At 66.2% G+C, this 13,989-nt stretch carries 13 protein-coding genes; 5 read left to right on the forward strand and 8 right to left on the reverse strand.

Going from position 1 to position 13,989, the window contains the following annotated elements; genetic code table 11:
- Window positions 1-22: 22 nt before the first annotated feature.
- From ABIC94_RS18505 to ABIC94_RS18530, 6 genes are all read right to left on the reverse strand, one after another.
- Window positions 23-1,366 (reverse strand): dicarboxylate/amino acid:cation symporter, encoded by a 1,344-nt coding sequence (locus ABIC94_RS18505; RefSeq protein WP_354374450.1) that lies wholly within the window; start codon window positions 1,364-1,366, stop codon window positions 23-25.
- Between the two features lie 127 nt (window positions 1,367-1,493).
- Complete coding sequence (phbB, locus tag ABIC94_RS18510) at window positions 1,494-2,231, reverse strand: acetoacetyl-CoA reductase (protein WP_354374451.1); 738 nt, start codon at window positions 2,229-2,231, stop codon at window positions 1,494-1,496.
- 178 nt (window positions 2,232-2,409) lie between these two features.
- Window positions 2,410-2,961, reverse strand: coding sequence for a hypothetical protein (locus tag ABIC94_RS18515; RefSeq protein ID WP_354374452.1), 552 nt, complete (start codon window positions 2,959-2,961; stop codon window positions 2,410-2,412).
- 31 nt (window positions 2,962-2,992) lie between these two features.
- Complete coding sequence (locus ABIC94_RS18520; RefSeq protein ID WP_354374453.1) at window positions 2,993-3,784, reverse strand: DUF899 domain-containing protein; 792 nt, start codon at window positions 3,782-3,784, stop codon at window positions 2,993-2,995.
- A 49-nt stretch (window positions 3,785-3,833) separates the two neighbouring features.
- Window positions 3,834-4,523 (reverse strand): Vgb family protein, encoded by a 690-nt coding sequence (locus ABIC94_RS18525; protein WP_354374454.1) that lies wholly within the window; start codon window positions 4,521-4,523, stop codon window positions 3,834-3,836.
- A 45-nt stretch (window positions 4,524-4,568) separates the two neighbouring features.
- On the reverse strand, window positions 4,569-5,789 hold the full coding sequence (locus ABIC94_RS18530) for a helix-turn-helix domain-containing protein (RefSeq protein WP_354374455.1): 1,221 nt from the start codon (window positions 5,787-5,789) through the stop codon (window positions 4,569-4,571).
- A gap of 91 nt (window positions 5,790-5,880) precedes the next feature.
- Between ABIC94_RS18530 and ABIC94_RS18535 the strand changes: the two genes are divergently transcribed.
- The 5 genes from ABIC94_RS18535 to ABIC94_RS18555 all read left to right on the forward strand — a co-directional run bounded on the left by ABIC94_RS18535 (window position 5,881) and on the right by ABIC94_RS18555 (window position 11,558).
- The gene (locus ABIC94_RS18535) at window positions 5,881-6,621 is read left to right on the forward strand and encodes an NUDIX hydrolase (RefSeq protein WP_354374456.1); all 741 of its coding nucleotides are present in this window, start codon (window positions 5,881-5,883) and stop codon (window positions 6,619-6,621) included.
- 66 nt (window positions 6,622-6,687) lie between these two features.
- A complete protein-coding gene (locus ABIC94_RS18540) occupies window positions 6,688-7,551 on the forward strand; it encodes a cysteine hydrolase family protein (protein ID WP_354374457.1) in 864 nt (287 codons plus the stop codon).
- A 41-nt stretch (window positions 7,552-7,592) separates the two neighbouring features.
- Window positions 7,593-8,780, forward strand: coding sequence for a nicotinate phosphoribosyltransferase (gene pncB / locus ABIC94_RS18545; protein ID WP_354374458.1), 1,188 nt, complete (start codon window positions 7,593-7,595; stop codon window positions 8,778-8,780).
- Window positions 8,781-8,785: 5 nt separating this feature from the next.
- Window positions 8,786-10,486, forward strand: a complete 1,701-nt coding sequence (locus tag ABIC94_RS18550; protein WP_354374459.1) for an NAD+ synthase — start codon at window positions 8,786-8,788, stop codon at window positions 10,484-10,486.
- 7 nt (window positions 10,487-10,493) lie between these two features.
- Window positions 10,494-11,558, forward strand: coding sequence for an NUDIX domain-containing protein (locus ABIC94_RS18555; protein ID WP_354374460.1), 1,065 nt, complete (start codon window positions 10,494-10,496; stop codon window positions 11,556-11,558).
- Between the two features lie 13 nt (window positions 11,559-11,571).
- Here ABIC94_RS18555 and ABIC94_RS18560 read toward each other — a convergent pair whose 3' ends face one another.
- Both ABIC94_RS18560 and ABIC94_RS18565 read right to left on the reverse strand, forming a co-directional pair.
- Entirely contained in the window at window positions 11,572-12,567 is a 996-nt protein-coding gene (locus ABIC94_RS18560; RefSeq protein ID WP_436318044.1) for a YihY/virulence factor BrkB family protein, read from the reverse strand.
- Between the two features lie 180 nt (window positions 12,568-12,747).
- Window positions 12,748-13,989, reverse strand: a 1,242-nt coding sequence (locus ABIC94_RS18565; protein ID WP_354374462.1) for an autotransporter outer membrane beta-barrel domain-containing protein, incomplete at its 5' end; no start/stop codon positions are given.

Here is a 13,989-nt window from a genome sequence, read left to right on the forward strand (position 1 = left end):
TTGATCGGCCCTTGATCGGCTCTCAGTCGGCCATCTTGCTGACGCGGGCGCCCTCGAGCACTTCCGGCTCCTGGGACTCGACCCAGTTCTCGTTGTTGAGCCCGGCCTGCAACCGGGTTTCGTCGAGCTCGTTGGTCCACTTGGCCACCACGATGGTGGCCACGCCGTTGCCGATCAGGTTGGTCAGCGCGCGCGCCTCGGACATGAAGCGGTCGATGCCCAGAATCAGCGCCAGGCCGGCCACCGGCACATGGCCCACGGCCGACAGCGTGGCAGCCAGCACGATGAAGCCGCTGCCGGTCACGCCCGCCGCGCCCTTCGAGGTCAGCAGCAGCACGGCCAGCAGCGTGATCTCCTGGGTCAGCGTCATCGGCGTGTTGGTGGCCTGCGCAATGAACACCGCCGCCATCGTCAGGTAGATGGAGGTGCCATCGAGGTTGAACGAGTAGCCGGTGGGAATCACCAGGCCCACGCAGGCCTTGTTGGCACCCAGGTTTTCCATCTTCTCCATCATGCGCGGCAGCACCGATTCGGAGGACGAAGTGCCCAGCACGATCAGCAGTTCTTCCTTGATGTACTTGATGAACTTCCAGATGCTGAAGCCGTGAAAGCGCGCAATGAGCCCCAGCACTACAAAAATGAACAGCAGGCAGGTCAGGTAGAACGTGCCCATCAGCTTGCCGAGCGAGAACAGGCTGCCCAGGCCGTACTTGCCGATGGTGAAGGCCATGGCACCGAAAGCGCCGATGGGCGCAAGCTTCATGATATAGCCGACGATCACGAAGAGCACGTGCGAGCCCTTCTCGATCACGTCGAACACCAGCGTGCCGCGCCCGCCGAAGCGGTGCAGCGCAAAGCCGAACAGCACCGCAATGAGCAGCACCTGCAGGATTTCGCCCTTGGCGAAGGCGTCGACCACTGTGCTGGGGATGACGTTCAGCAGAAAGTCGACCGTGCCGGTCATCTTGCCTGGACCGGTGTAGGCGGCAATCGACTTGGTGTCGAGCGAAGCCGGGTCGATGTTCATGCCCGCGCCGGGTTTCAGCACGTTGACCAGCAGCAGCCCGACCACGAGCGCGATGGTGCTCACGATTTCGAAGTACAAGAGCGCCAGGCCGCCGGTCTTGCCGACCTTCTTCATGTCTTCCATGCCGGCGATGCCGACCACCACCGTGCAGAAGATGATTGGCGCGATGATCATCTTGATGAGCTTGATGAAGCCGTCGCCGAGCGGCTTCATGGCCTCGCCTATCGCGGGATAGAAGTGCCCGAGCAGCACGCCGATGACCACCGCGGTGATCACCTGAACGTAAAGGGAGCGGTAGAGAGGAAGTTTCTGGGTCGGTGTGGTTGTTGTGTCTGCCATGTCGTTGCCTCCAAGGGGAGGGAAACTTTATGGCCGTTCTCGCGGCTTTCCATTCGTAGAAGCCACATCGCTGGAAACAAAAAAACCCGCCGAAACGGGTCTTTCGATCAGGTGCCAGTCAGCATGCTTAGTGCATGTGGAGCCCGCCGTTGACCGAGAAATCAGCCCCGGTGGAGTAGCCGCCTTCGTCCGTGGCGAGCCACGAGATGATGGAGGCAATTTCGCTCGGCTCGCCCAGGCGCTTGACCGGGATGGTGGCCACGATCTTGTCGAGCACTTCCTGGCGGATGGCTTTCACCATGTCGGTGCCGATATAGCCCGGGCTCACTGTGTTGACCGTGACGCCCTTGTTCGCCAGCTCTTGCGCCAGCGCCATCGTGAAACCGTGCATGCCGGCCTTGGCCGCCGAGTAGTTGGTCTGCCCCGCCTGGCCCTTGGCGCCGTTGACCGAGCTGATGTTGATGATGCGGCCCCAACCCTTCTCGACCATGTCGCCCACCACCTGCTTGGTGACGTTGAACATGCTGTTGAGGTTGGTCTCGATCACCGCGCTCCAGTCTTCGGGCGTCATCTTCAGGAACATGCGGTCCCGCGTGATGCCGGCGTTGTTGACGAGCACGTCGATGGGACCGTGTGCCGCCTTGGCGGCGGAAAACGCTTCGACCGTGGATTGCCAGTCGCCGACATTGCCGACCGACGCGTGGAACTCGAAGCCCTGGGCCTTCTGCTCGGCCAGCCATTTGGCATGGTCGCGCGTGGGGCCGCAGCCTGCGACGACAGTGAACCCGTCTTTATGCAGACGCTGGCAGATGGCAGTTCCGATGCCACCCATGCCTCCGGTGACATATGCAACTTTCTTGCTCATGAAATTTTCCTTGATGTGTGCGAAGCAAAAGCCTGAACGGCCGCCTTCACTCTAGCGAGTTTCGAGCCATCGTTCTCTGAGGAAAACACTGAGCCAAGCTTGCAACCAGCTGTCACGGCACGGCCAATATGCAACCAGATGCGCGAGTCTGTACCTTCTTGCTCGTTTTCGCCGCGCGTCAGGAGTTCGAAAGTATGACTTTCAACCCGCGGCACACCCCGCTGGCGACGAGCGCGGTGACAACAAGCATTGCCGCCGCGTGAACGCCAACCGCCGCAAGCGCCAGCATCAGCGAACCCGATGCGCCCGCCTCCCGCGCGGCCGTCTCGCCCATGCACAGCGGAATGAGCGCAGGTACCAGCATCAACCCGGCGCCGTGCGCGGTGGCCATCATGAAAGACCAGAGCGCCACCCCTGCATGCCCGGCCGGCGCGCGCACCGCCTTGGGTGTGCGGCCCGAGAAGTGCAGCACTGAAAAAACGACGACCAGGCAGCCCGCCACCACTTGCATCACCACGCGGTCCATCGACATGCCGAACGCGACCGCGGCCGCCACCAGCGCAACCGACGCGGCATGCCCGACCGCGATGGGCACCAAGGCCCGCAGCGCCTGGCGCCGGTCTTTCGACCGCACGCCCCAGGCGGCGGCCCACATCCAGCCGGTGGCAGGGTTCAGGCCGTGAAGGGCGCCGACACCCGCCACCACCAACCACGACCAGAGGTTTTCCACGGCATGCCTTCGCGGTCAGCCTAGTTGCCGGTCAGTTCGACGGATGGCAGCACGCGTGGGCTGCTGCCGGCTTTGCGGCCGGCGCCGGCTGGTAGCGGTCGTGGTGCCGCACCCAGTCCATGGTGTAGACCGCGTTGTGCTCGTCGCGGCCCTTGGGGGTGAGATCGAGCAGGTTGTATGTGCCCATCATCACTTCGACGCCGCGCTCGTAGGTCGAGTAGGTGTGGAAGATCTCGCCTGCGTCGTCCTTGTAGAACACGCTGATGCCGGGCGCTTCCTCTGCCGGGAACGGCCGCACGCTGTAGTTGTAGTAGACCTCGCCCCTGCCCTCGGCCCACTCCTGCGACTTGAAGCTGACGCCGAAGTCGTAATTGAAATCGCTGCCATGCGCCGACACCCATTTGAACTCCCAGCCCATGCGCTGGCGAAAGCGCTCGATCTGGTCCAGGGGCGCGCGGGAGACGACCAGCAGCGTGACGTCGCGGTGTTCGAGGTGCACCTGCATCCCGCCGATGTGGTCGGCCATGTAGGAGCAGCTCGGGCAGCCCTGCTCCCAATCGGGGCCGAGCATGAAGTGCTGCACCAGCAGCTGGCGGCGGCCTTCGAACAGATTGGCGAGCGCGCGCGGGCCCTCGGCCGTGTCGAAGGTGTAGTTCTTCTCGACGCGCGTCCAGGGCAAGGCGCGGCGCTCGCGGGCGATCTGGTCGCGCAGGCGCGTCAGTTCCTTTTCGCGGGCCAGCAGCGCCTTGCGCTGGGCAAGCCATCGGTCTTTGGACACGACGGCATGGTTCACGGTGCTGGCTTCGGCAATGGCGGTGTTCATGGTGTTCAGCTCCTTGGCTCGATGAATCGTTTCGGAGAGAGCGGCACGGTCAGGACCTGGCGGCCGCCTTCGGGCGCCGCACGGCGCGGACTTTTCCGCTGCCTCCGCCGCCGCAATAGAAGAGGTCGGCCCCGTCGGATTCGAGCCCGCTCACGCCGGTGCCGTGCGGCATTTCCAGCCGCTCGAGCACGGCGCCGTCTTCGGGGTCGATGCGGCGCAGTTCGCTCTCGTCACCCTCCCAGGTGCCGTGCCACAGCTCGCCGTCGACCCAGGTCACGCCGGTGACGAAGCGGTTGGACTCGATGGTGCGCAAGACGGCGCCGGTCGCCGGGTCGATCTGGCGGATCTTGCGGTCGCGGTACTGCCCCACCCACAGGCTGCCCTCAGCCCAGGTGAGCCCCGAGTCGCTGCCGTTGCCGGGCGCGGGAATCGATGCCACCACCGTGCCCGTGACCGGATCGATCTTGTCGATGCGCGCCTCGGTGATCTGATAGAGATGAGTGCCGTCGAAGGCGGTGCCGGCGTCACCGGCGCAAGCCAGCGTGCGCGTCGTCTCGCCGCTCGCGGGATCGAAGGCGATCAGCCCGTCGCGCGTGGCGGCCCAGACACGCTGGCCGTCGTGGGTCACGCCGCCCACGCTCGCCTCGCCGGCCAAGGGGCCGTACTCGCGGACGATTTCGGCCGCACTTGCCGTGACCTGGGTTTTGCCCTTGCTTGTCTTGTTGCTGCTGTTGCTCATCGCTGCTCCTTGTTTGCGCCCCGGATCGGGGCCTTGGAGACAACTCTATTCAATCGGCAGCGCCGCGGGGAGTAACAAGATCGTCGTGAATCCAGTCAGCGGCGGCGCAAGCCAACGCTGTGCCCGCGCCCGCCCGATGGCGCGCACGCGCCCGGCGGCCTCCAGCTCGGCGAGCGCACGCTGAACGGTGCGCTGGCTGGCTCCCAGGGCCAGTGCCAGTGCCGAGGTCGACCAGGCCGCCCCGTCGGAGAGCAGCGCCACCACCGACGCCTGGTCACCGTCGATGGGCGGTGCCAGCACGACGACTTCGCGCTCGCCGTGCGCCTTGAGGACGAAACCTCGCGAAGTAGCCTCGATGCCGGCCAACGGCGCCACGAGTGCGCGCAAGCGGCCGATCTCGACCCGCAGGCGCGCGCGAAGCGTCTCGTCGGGGTGGCGGGTGTTGAAGGCGTAGGCAATCAGGCCTTCGCGATCGACGTCGCCGGGCCACGCCTCGGCCAGCGCGCGCGCCAACGCGAACAGTACCGGCCGGCGCGCCAGCGGCCGCCATGCCTCGCCCGCCCCCACCCCGCGGCGGCAGGCATCGATCACCAGCGCGTCCGAGGCCAGGAGCGCCGCGACCTCGTCCAGGCGCAGCGTCTGCTCGCCCCCGGCGGAGAGGCGCCGCGCGGCGGGACGGTCGAGCGCGGCCCGCGCCTCTGCCACCTCGGCCAGGAGCGCCGGCACCTGTGCACGCTCGGCCGCATCGTGCGCGCGAGCAAGCGCCGCCTGCGCCGGCCCGGTGCGCAGCGATCGCAACGCCAGCTCGGCCGCGGTCAGCTCGGCCACCGCCGCCAGCGAGGGCGGCAGGCCGCGCGCATCGAGCGGCGCCAGCGCAGCCGCGGCCTCGTCGAGCCGGCCGAGCAGCAAGAGCTTGCGCGCCGCAATCAGCCGCGCCTGCAATGCGTTGCCGTGATCGGCATGCGCCTCGAGCGTGGCCGCCGCGGCCGCGAGCGAGCGCGGCGAGCCACCGAGATCACGCATGGCCAGCGCCACCTCGGCCTCGGCGACCACGCAGCGGGCGCGCGCCAATTCCTCGTGGGCGCCAAAGCCTCGGGCGGCCCGCCGCAGGAGCTCGCGCGCACGCGGATGCTCGCCAAGCTGCGCCATGGCAATGCCGCGCAGCGCCAACGCAGGCGGATCGTCGCGCAAGGCAACCCGCTTGAGGGCGCCGAGCGCGTCGCCGGCGGCAAGGGCTCGGGCGGAGGCGGCAATCAGGGAATCCATGGCGACAGATTAACCCGCCGGGATGGTGTTGTTATTTCCATTTCTTCCTTTAGAGTTGCACAGTGCAACCATATTGAAAGGATGCCGAGCCTTGAAACCATCCAACGCGCAGGCCGAGCTGAAATTTCCCAGGCCGCTGGTCACCGTCGACGTGGTCATCTTCACCGTACTGGAAGATGCACTGAAGGTCGTTCTGGTACGCCGCCCGAGCGATACCGACGATCCTTTTCCGGGCCGCTGGGCCTTGCCCGGAGGGTTCATCGATGTCAACAAGGACGCCACCCTGCTCGACTGCGCCTTGCGCAAGCTGCGGGAAAAGACCGGCGTTTCCGCGCCGTACCTGGAGCAACTTGGCAGTTGGGGCGATGCGGGCCGCGACCCCCGGGGCTGGTCGACCACCCATGCGTTCTTCGCGCTCATGCCCAGCCAGGACCTCGTGCTTGAGAAAGGGGCGAATGCCGCGCAAGTCGAGTGGATCGACGCCGCTGCGGCCGCCCGCAAGCGCCTGGCTTTCGATCACGCCGAAATCCTGGAGGCCGCCATCGCCCGCCTGCGCAGCAAGGTGGAATACACCTCGCTTCCCGCCTTTCTCCTGAACGAACCCTTCACGCTGCCGCAGCTGCAGCACACCTACGAAGTGGTGCTGGGCCGCCCGGTCGACAAGAGCGCGTTCCGCAAGCGCATGCTCGACGCCGGTTTCATGGAGGAAGCCGGCACCGTGGAAGGTACCTTCGGCCGGCCGGCCATGGGCTATCGCCTGCGCGACCGGTCCCAGGCGGCCCTGTTCCCCCGCACATTCAGCCCGCGAGACTCTGCGGAGCCCGGTGCTTGACTTCTTCCGAGTAAGTTGTACTATACAACCCATATAGTTGTACAGTACAACTAAACCGAGAACACCATGAAGCAGAACATCCAACTTCTCCTGATCGATCCGCAAAACGACTTCTGCGATCTTCCGGCCAGCTGGCTTCCGGCTGATCCGTCCACCGGCGCGCAATTGCAGCCGGCGCTGCCGGTCGCGGGCGCCCACGCCGACATGCTGAGGGTGGCTCAGCTCATCCGCGAAGGTTCGGGCGGCATCGGCGGCATCACCATCACGCTGGATTCACACCACAGGTTCGACATTGCGCATCCCACGTTCTGGCAGACGCGCGATGGCGCCGATGTGCCGCCTTTTACGTCGATTACGGCGGCACAGGTAAGCGCCGGCGACTACCGCCCGCGCGACCCCGCTGCCCTGCCCCGGGCGCTGGCCTACATCCACGAGCTCGAGCGCCGGGGGCGCTACACGCTGATGGTATGGCCGGTGCATTGCGAAATCGGCAGTTGGGGCCACAACGTGCACGCGGCCGTCAAGGACGCCTACAACGCCTGGGAGGATGCACAGCTGCGCGTGGTGGAAAAGGTCGGCAAGGGCAGCAACCCCTGGACCGAGCACTACAGCGCGATCCAGGCCGAAGTGCCGGATGCGGACGACCCCGCCACCCTGCTCAACATGCCGCTGGTCGAATCGCTCGACCGCGCCGACCTGATCGTCATTGCCGGTGAAGCCAGCAGCCATTGCGTGAAGGCCACCACCGAGCACATTGCCGCCAACCTGCCTTCGGGCAGGCCCGCCAAGCTGGTGCTGGTCACCGACTGCATGAGCCCCGTGGCCGGCTTCGAGGCGCAGCACCAGGCGTTCTTGCAAGACATGAGCAACCGCGGCGCGCAGCTTCGCACCGGCGCCGAAGTGCTTTCCATACTGGCCGCCAACACCTGACCGAAAACACCCGACCGAAAAGAACGGCGAAGGACCGCACCATGCAACCCATCATCCAAAGCCTGCTGGACACCGACCTGTACAAGTTCACCATGTGGCAGGCCATGCTGCACAGCCACCCGCAGACGCAGGCCGAGTACACCTTCGTCTGCCGCAACCAGCCGGCCTATCCGCTCGCCGAGCTGCTCTCGGACGTCAACCAGCAGCTGGACCACCTCTGCTCGCTGCGCTTTGCGCCCGGCGAACTCGCCTACCTGGGCAGCCTGCGCTACATCAAGAGCGACTTCGTCGACTTCCTGCGCATCTTCAGCTTTCAGCGCGAATTCATTTCCGCCACGGCCGAAGGCGATGCGCTGCGCATCCGGGCAGTCGGGCCGCAGGTTCACACCATGGGTTTCGAGATCTTCGTTCTCGCCATGGTCAACGAGCTGTACTTCCGCCGCTTCGATGCGGAGGCGGCGTTGGTGCAGGGCCGTGCGCGCCTGCAGGCCAAGATCGAGCTGCTGCGCAACTTCGCGAAGGAGCCGGCGGCCCGGCATCCTTTCGAGTTCTTCGACTTCGGCGTGCGCCGCCGCTTTTCCCGCGACTGGCAGCGCGAGGTGGTCGGCACGCTCAAGCGCGAGGTGCCGATGTACTTCAAGGGCACATCCAACGTGCTGCTGGCCAAGGAGCTGGAGCTGGTGCCCATCGGCACCATGGCCCACGAATATCTGCAGACTTACCAGGCCCTGGGCGTGCGGCTGCGCGACTTCCAGAATGCAGCGCTGGAAGGCTGGGTGCAGGAGTACCGTGGCGACCTGGGCGTGGCGCTGACGGACGTGGTCGGCATGGACGCCTTCCTGGCCGACTTCGACCTCTACTTCGCCAAGCTGTTCGACGGCCTTCGCCACGACTCGGGCGACCCGGTCGTCTGGGGCGAAAAGGCACTGGCGCACTACACCAGGCTGCGCATCGATGCGCACACCAAGCGGCTGGTGTTCTCCGACGGGCTCGACCTGCAAACGGCCATCCGGCTCTACCGCACTTTCGCCGATCGCACCCAGACCGGCTTCGGCATCGGCACCAACCTGACCAACGATGTCGGCCTCACGCCGCTGAACATCGTGATGAAGCTCACCGGGTGCAACGGCCAGCCCGTGGCCAAGCTGTCGGACAGCCCGGGCAAGACGCTGTGCGAAGACCAGACGTTCCTGGCCTATCTGCGCCAGGTCTTTCAGATAGAAGGTTGAGAGCCATGCTCCGAATCACTGCCGCCCAACTCAACTACACGATCGGCGACCTGTCCGGCAACGCTGCGCGAATGATCGAGGCTGCGCGCCAGGCCTCGGCCGACCAGGCCGATCTGGTCGTCTTTTCAGAGATGTCGCTCACGGCCTACTACCCGGCCGACCTGCTGGAAGAAGAAGGTTTCATGGACCGCGTGGAGGTCGCTTTCCAGGAGCTGCTGTCGGCGTCCCGCAAGATGCCGGCGCTGCACTGGGCTGTCGGGCTGCCGGCACGGCGCGAGGGCGCGGGGAAGAAGCTTCGCAACGTGCTACGCGTCATCCGCGGGGGCGAAGTGCTGCTCGAGTACGCCAAGCAGCTGCTGCCGACCTACAACATCTTCGACGAGCGCCGGCACTTCGAACCCGGGCCCGATGTGGCGCGCGTGCTTCGCATCCGCGGCTTTCAAGTCGGCCTGCTGATCTGCGAAGACGGCTGGAACGACGAGGGGCAGGACTACCTTGTGAATCCGTTCGAGCGCATGCGCGATGCGGCACCCGACCTGGTGGTGTCGATCAACGCGAGCCCGTCGAACATCGGCAAGCGCGAACAGCGGCACCAGATCTTCGGCGCAGCGAGCCGCCGCAACGGCCTGCCGATTCTCTACGTCAACCAGGTTGGCGGGCATGACCAGCTGGTGTACGACGGGGCATCGTTCGCCGTCGAGCCGCAAGCCGGCGTGGTCTACGAGGCACGGCGCTTCGCGGAAGATGTGAGCACGCTGTGCTTCGAGAACGGCCGTTTTCTCACGCCGGCCGGCAAGCCGCCACCGCCCGTGCCGCCGGAAGGCTTGTCCGCCCTGGAGTTCTACCGCCAGCAGATCGTGCTGGGCCTGCGCGACTACGCGCGGCGCTGCGGTTTCCGGCAGGCTGTTGTCGGCTCGTCCGGCGGCATCGACTCGGCGCTGACGCTGGCGCTGGCGGCCGAAGCGCTGGGCGCCGAGAACGTGGTGGGCATCACCATGCCGTCGCACTTCTCCTCGGAGGGGTCGGTGAGCGACTCCGAAGCCCTGTGCCGCAACCTCGGCGTGCCGCTGAAGCACCATGCCATCGCGGACATCGTGTCGCAGTTCACGCAAGGTTTCGGATCGGCATTCACCGGCGAATTGCGCGGCGTGGCTTTGGAGAATCTTCAGGCGCGTGTGCGAGGCACCATCCTCATGGAGTACTCCAACAGCTTCGGCCACCTGCTGCTGACCACAGGCAACAAGTCCGAGATCTCGGTCGGCTATTGCACGCTCTATGGCGACACCAACGGCGGCCTGGGCCTGATCGGCGACCTTTACAAGACCGAAGTTTTCGCTCTGTCGCGACACCTGAATGAAACGGCGGGCCGCGAGATCATTCCGCAGGCGATCATCGACAAGGAGCCCTCGGCCGAACTGGCACCGGGACAGAAGGACGTCGACAGCCTGCCGCCCTATCCCGTGCTCGACCAGATCCTCAAGCTGCTGATCGAAGGCCCGCGGCTCGCGAAGTGGGAGTACGACCAGGCACGCACATTCGTCGACGCGCTGCGGGCGGAGCCTTCCGGCGAAGCCCTGGTCGAGCGTATCCGCGGCATGATCGCGCGCAACGAATACAAGCGGCGGCAGTCGCCGCCCATCGTCCGGGTCAGGGCGCGCGCCTTCGGCTCCGGCCGCCAAATGCCGATTGCAGCCAAACTGTCCTGAGAACGAAATGACAAACCAAGCCCAAGCCCAAACACACGACGTCGCCGTCTACATCGGCCGGTTCCAGATCTTCCACAACGCACAGCTCGCGCTGCTGCGGCGCGCCCTGGCCGCGGCGCCCGAGTGCGTCGTGGTGATGGGCTCGGCTTTTCAGGCCCGCACACCGCGCAATCCTTTCACCTGGGAAGAGCGCGCGGAAATGATCCGCCTCGCCCTTCCGCCGGCGGACCGGGAGCGCCTGAAGTTTCTGCCCGTGCGGGACTACTACGACCAGGCGCGCTGGGTGGCCGCCGTGAAGCAAGGCGTGGCACAGATGTATCCCGGTCAGCCGTCGGTGGTGCTGGTGGGCCACCTGAAGGACGCGACCAGCGTGTACCTGCGCGACTTCCCGCATTGGACGCTCGACGACACCGGGTTGCAGGGCGACATTCACGCCAGCGCACTGCGCGACGCGTATTTCGGAGCAGCAGACGATGGGTCGCTGGAGCCTGCGCTGGCCGCGCTGGTAAACCAGGCGCCGGCGAGCACGCTTCAGTTTCTGCGCGCCTGGGCGAAGCTGCCCCACTACGCCGTGCTGGCGCAGGAATGGGAGAGCTTGCGCCAAGACAAGGCCATGTGGGCCGGCACGCCCTACCCTGTCGTCTTCGTCACGGTCGACACCGTGGTTCAGTGCGGCGACCAGGTGCTGGTCATCCGACGCGGCCGCTCGCCGGGCAAGGGCATGTGCGCGGTGCCGGGCGGCTTTCTCGAGCCGCGCGAAACGGTCTGGCAGTCGGCCCTGCGGGAACTCGACGAGGAAACCGGCTTGCGTCTGCTCGACAGCGACATCGAGGCTGCGTTCAAGGCGGTGCGGGTGTTCGATCATCCGGACCGCAGCCAGCGCGGGCGTGTCATTACCCATGCGCATTGGTTCGACCTGGGCCCGCGCCGCCCGCCGGAGGTGACGGCCGGTGACGACGCCGCGTCCGCCGAATGGGTGCCCATTGCAAAGCTGGCCGGCATGGAAGACCAGTTCCATGACGATCACTTTCACATCCTTGATTTCTTTTTCGGGCTGACGCTGACCGACTAGGGGCTGCAGGCTGCTACAGCCGGATCCCGGATTTCGCCGCGCTCGTTGCGGCGGATTTCCTGTTGCGCGAAGGCCTCGCGGCGGCGGCGCTGTCGGTGCCCATCCTGGCCTCTTCTGCAGCGGCTTGCGTCGCGGCCTGCGCCTTTGCCGCGGCCACCGAACCATGGGCATTGGCGTAGACCTTGGTGAACTCCGCGCCAAGCAGGAAGATCTGCGCGGCGTAATACACCCAGGCCAGCAACACCACCAGCGATCCGGCTGCGGCGAAAGACTCGTTGACGCTGCTCTTGCCCAGATAGAGGCCGATCAGCACCTTGCCGATCTCGAAGAGAACGGCGGTCACCGCCGCGCCGACCCACACGTCGGGCCATGCGATGGGCGCGCTCGGCATGAACTTGAAGATCATCGCGAACAGCAGCGTGAGGATGCCCAGCGTGACCAACGCGTTGAGAAGTTGCAGCAGGAGCTCCCACCCGGGAAAGAGCCCGCTGCTCCAGCTCCCCAGCGCTGCCAGCACGGCACTGACGATGAGCGACACCATCAGCAGAAAAGCGAGCCCGAGGATCAGGCCGAACGAGAGCACCCGCGCACGAAGAATGCCCCACACACCGCTTGGTTTTGCGCGTTCGGGCACATGCCAGATGCGATCGAGCGCGCTTTGCAGTTCGGCGAACACCGTGGTCGCGCCGACGATCAGCACCACGACGCTGATGGCTCCGGCGATCAATCCGCGGGACGGTTCGTTGGCGCTCTTGACCAGGGCTTGTACCGCCACCGCACCTTCCTGCCCGATCAGTCCCGCCAGTTGGGCGGCGATCTGGCCCTGCACAGCCTCCGTGCCGAAGAGCGCACCCGCCACCGCGATGACGATCACGAGCAACGGTGCCAGCGAGAACATCGTGTAGTACGAGATCGCCGCTCCCATGCTGGGCGCGAAGTCGTCTACCCACGCCATGGCCGCTTGCTGGCAAAGGCGGGGTAGATGCTTGAGCTTGTTCATGGTGGGCATTCGCCGGGCCCCAGTCAATGTCGATGTCGATGTCGATGTCGAATGCCAGGCGCGCCGTCGCCCGCCTGCACGCCGAACGTGGCTCTTTCATGCGGGGTCTGTTGTAGGTAGACACCGCGTCGGTGTGCTGGTGCAGTCGGATTCCAGAGCTGCTCCAGCGTGTCCGGCGAAGCTCTCTCCTCACCACTTCATACGCACCCCCAGCGAGGCATTGATCGAGCTCTTCACCCTGGCATCACCGCCCGAGGACCACAACTTGCCCACTTCGCCATAGACGCTCGTCCTGGTGCCGAGCGCCAGCGTGAAGCCGCCCGCGAGTTCCGTGCTCGTACCGCCGGTGGGCGCCGCGATGTCGGTGCGGCTTGCGCCGTTGACGAAGCGCACGACGTCCGTGCCGCTCGAACTCTTGTAGACATTGAAGCGGCCATACGGCTGCAGCGTGCCCAGGCCGGTGCCGATCTCGCCCTTCACCCGCACGCCGGCGCGCGCGATCCAGCCGTTGTCGGCCTCGGGCTGCACGACCGCGCCGGCGACGGCCGAGTTGTTCAGGTCCAGGTTCTGATGGACCAGCTGCAGTTGCGGCTCGACACTCCAGCCGCTCGCGCCCAGCGGAAAGGCCTGCCCCACTTCGATGGAGGCCAGCAGGCTGTGGCCCTTGCCTTCGACGCCGGCGCCCAGCGTGGGCTGCGCGGTGTAGCGGTGCCGTCCGGCCTGCACCACCGCATCGGCATAGAAGCCGCTGTTGCCGGTGTAGGTGCCGTAGACGCCGAAGTACTGGCTGCGCAGATCGTTGTGGCCCACTTGCAGGTTCTGCAGGCCGCTCGCAAAGCCGCTGACGCGTGCGTCGCCGTCGAGCTGGCCCACGTAGAGGCCCGCGCGCCAGTCGGGCGTGGCCAGCAGGTCGGTGCCGGCCTGGAAGCCGGTCGTGCGGCCCTTGCTGGAAGGCGAGACGGTGCCACCCTGGCGGATGTCGATGTCGGTGGAGAGCACGCGGGCCCAGGCGCGGCGTTCCGAACCTGTTGACGATGTGGCGGCGCCCTTCGCATCGTCATCGCCTATGCGCTTGTGCAGATCGCCCAGCATCGCAAGGTTGCCCTGGCGCAGTTGGCTCGGCAGCGCCGCATACAGCGAGGCTTCGGCGCGGTAGGTGGGCACGGTCACGACGAATGAGGGGCCGGGTGCGGCGAGTCCCTCGCCGCTCGGCGCGGCCGCGCCGCCGCCGTCGGTTGGGGTAGTGCCGCCATCGCCGGGAGGGGTGACGGTGGTGGTCGTGGTCGACCGCAAATACCAGTTCTCCCCCGCCCCCGCTGCATCGGCCGCATGCAGGCGGTACTCGTAGGCGCCCGCATCCACATGCCCGCCGGCCAGGCGGAACGCATCGCGCGTGGTCTGCGCGGTGGTCGTGGCCCCGTTCATCGCCGT

Origin of the sequence: Variovorax paradoxus (assembly GCF_040544635.1) — a bacterium.
GTDB classification, from domain to species: domain Bacteria; phylum Pseudomonadota; class Gammaproteobacteria; order Burkholderiales; family Burkholderiaceae_C; genus Variovorax; species Variovorax paradoxus_R.

Bases quoted from the DNA above. Each gene is read 5' to 3' on its own strand.
- ABIC94_RS18505 (WP_354374450.1), bottom strand. From the start codon at position 1,366: ATGGCAGACACAACAACCACACCGACCCAGAAACTTCCTCTCTACCGC.
- phbB (WP_354374451.1), bottom strand. From the start codon at position 2,231: ATGAGCAAGAAAGTTGCATATGTCACCGGAGGCATGGGTGGCATCGGA.
- ABIC94_RS18520 (WP_354374453.1), bottom strand. From the start codon at position 3,784: ATGAACACCGCCATTGCCGAAGCCAGCACCGTGAACCATGCCGTCGTG.
- ABIC94_RS18525 (WP_354374454.1), bottom strand. From the start codon at position 4,523: ATGAGCAACAGCAGCAACAAGACAAGCAAGGGCAAAACCCAGGTCACG.
- ABIC94_RS18530 (WP_354374455.1), bottom strand. From the start codon at position 5,789: ATGGATTCCCTGATTGCCGCCTCCGCCCGAGCCCTTGCCGCCGGCGAC.
- ABIC94_RS18540 (WP_354374457.1), top strand. From the start codon at position 6,688: ATGAAGCAGAACATCCAACTTCTCCTGATCGATCCGCAAAACGACTTC.
- pncB (WP_354374458.1), top strand. From the start codon at position 7,593: ATGCAACCCATCATCCAAAGCCTGCTGGACACCGACCTGTACAAGTTC.
- ABIC94_RS18550 (WP_354374459.1), top strand. From the start codon at position 8,786: ATGCTCCGAATCACTGCCGCCCAACTCAACTACACGATCGGCGACCTG.
- ABIC94_RS18555 (WP_354374460.1), top strand. From the start codon at position 10,494: ATGACAAACCAAGCCCAAGCCCAAACACACGACGTCGCCGTCTACATC.
- ABIC94_RS18560 (WP_436318044.1), bottom strand. From the start codon at position 12,567: ATGCCCACCATGAACAAGCTCAAGCATCTACCCCGCCTTTGCCAGCAA.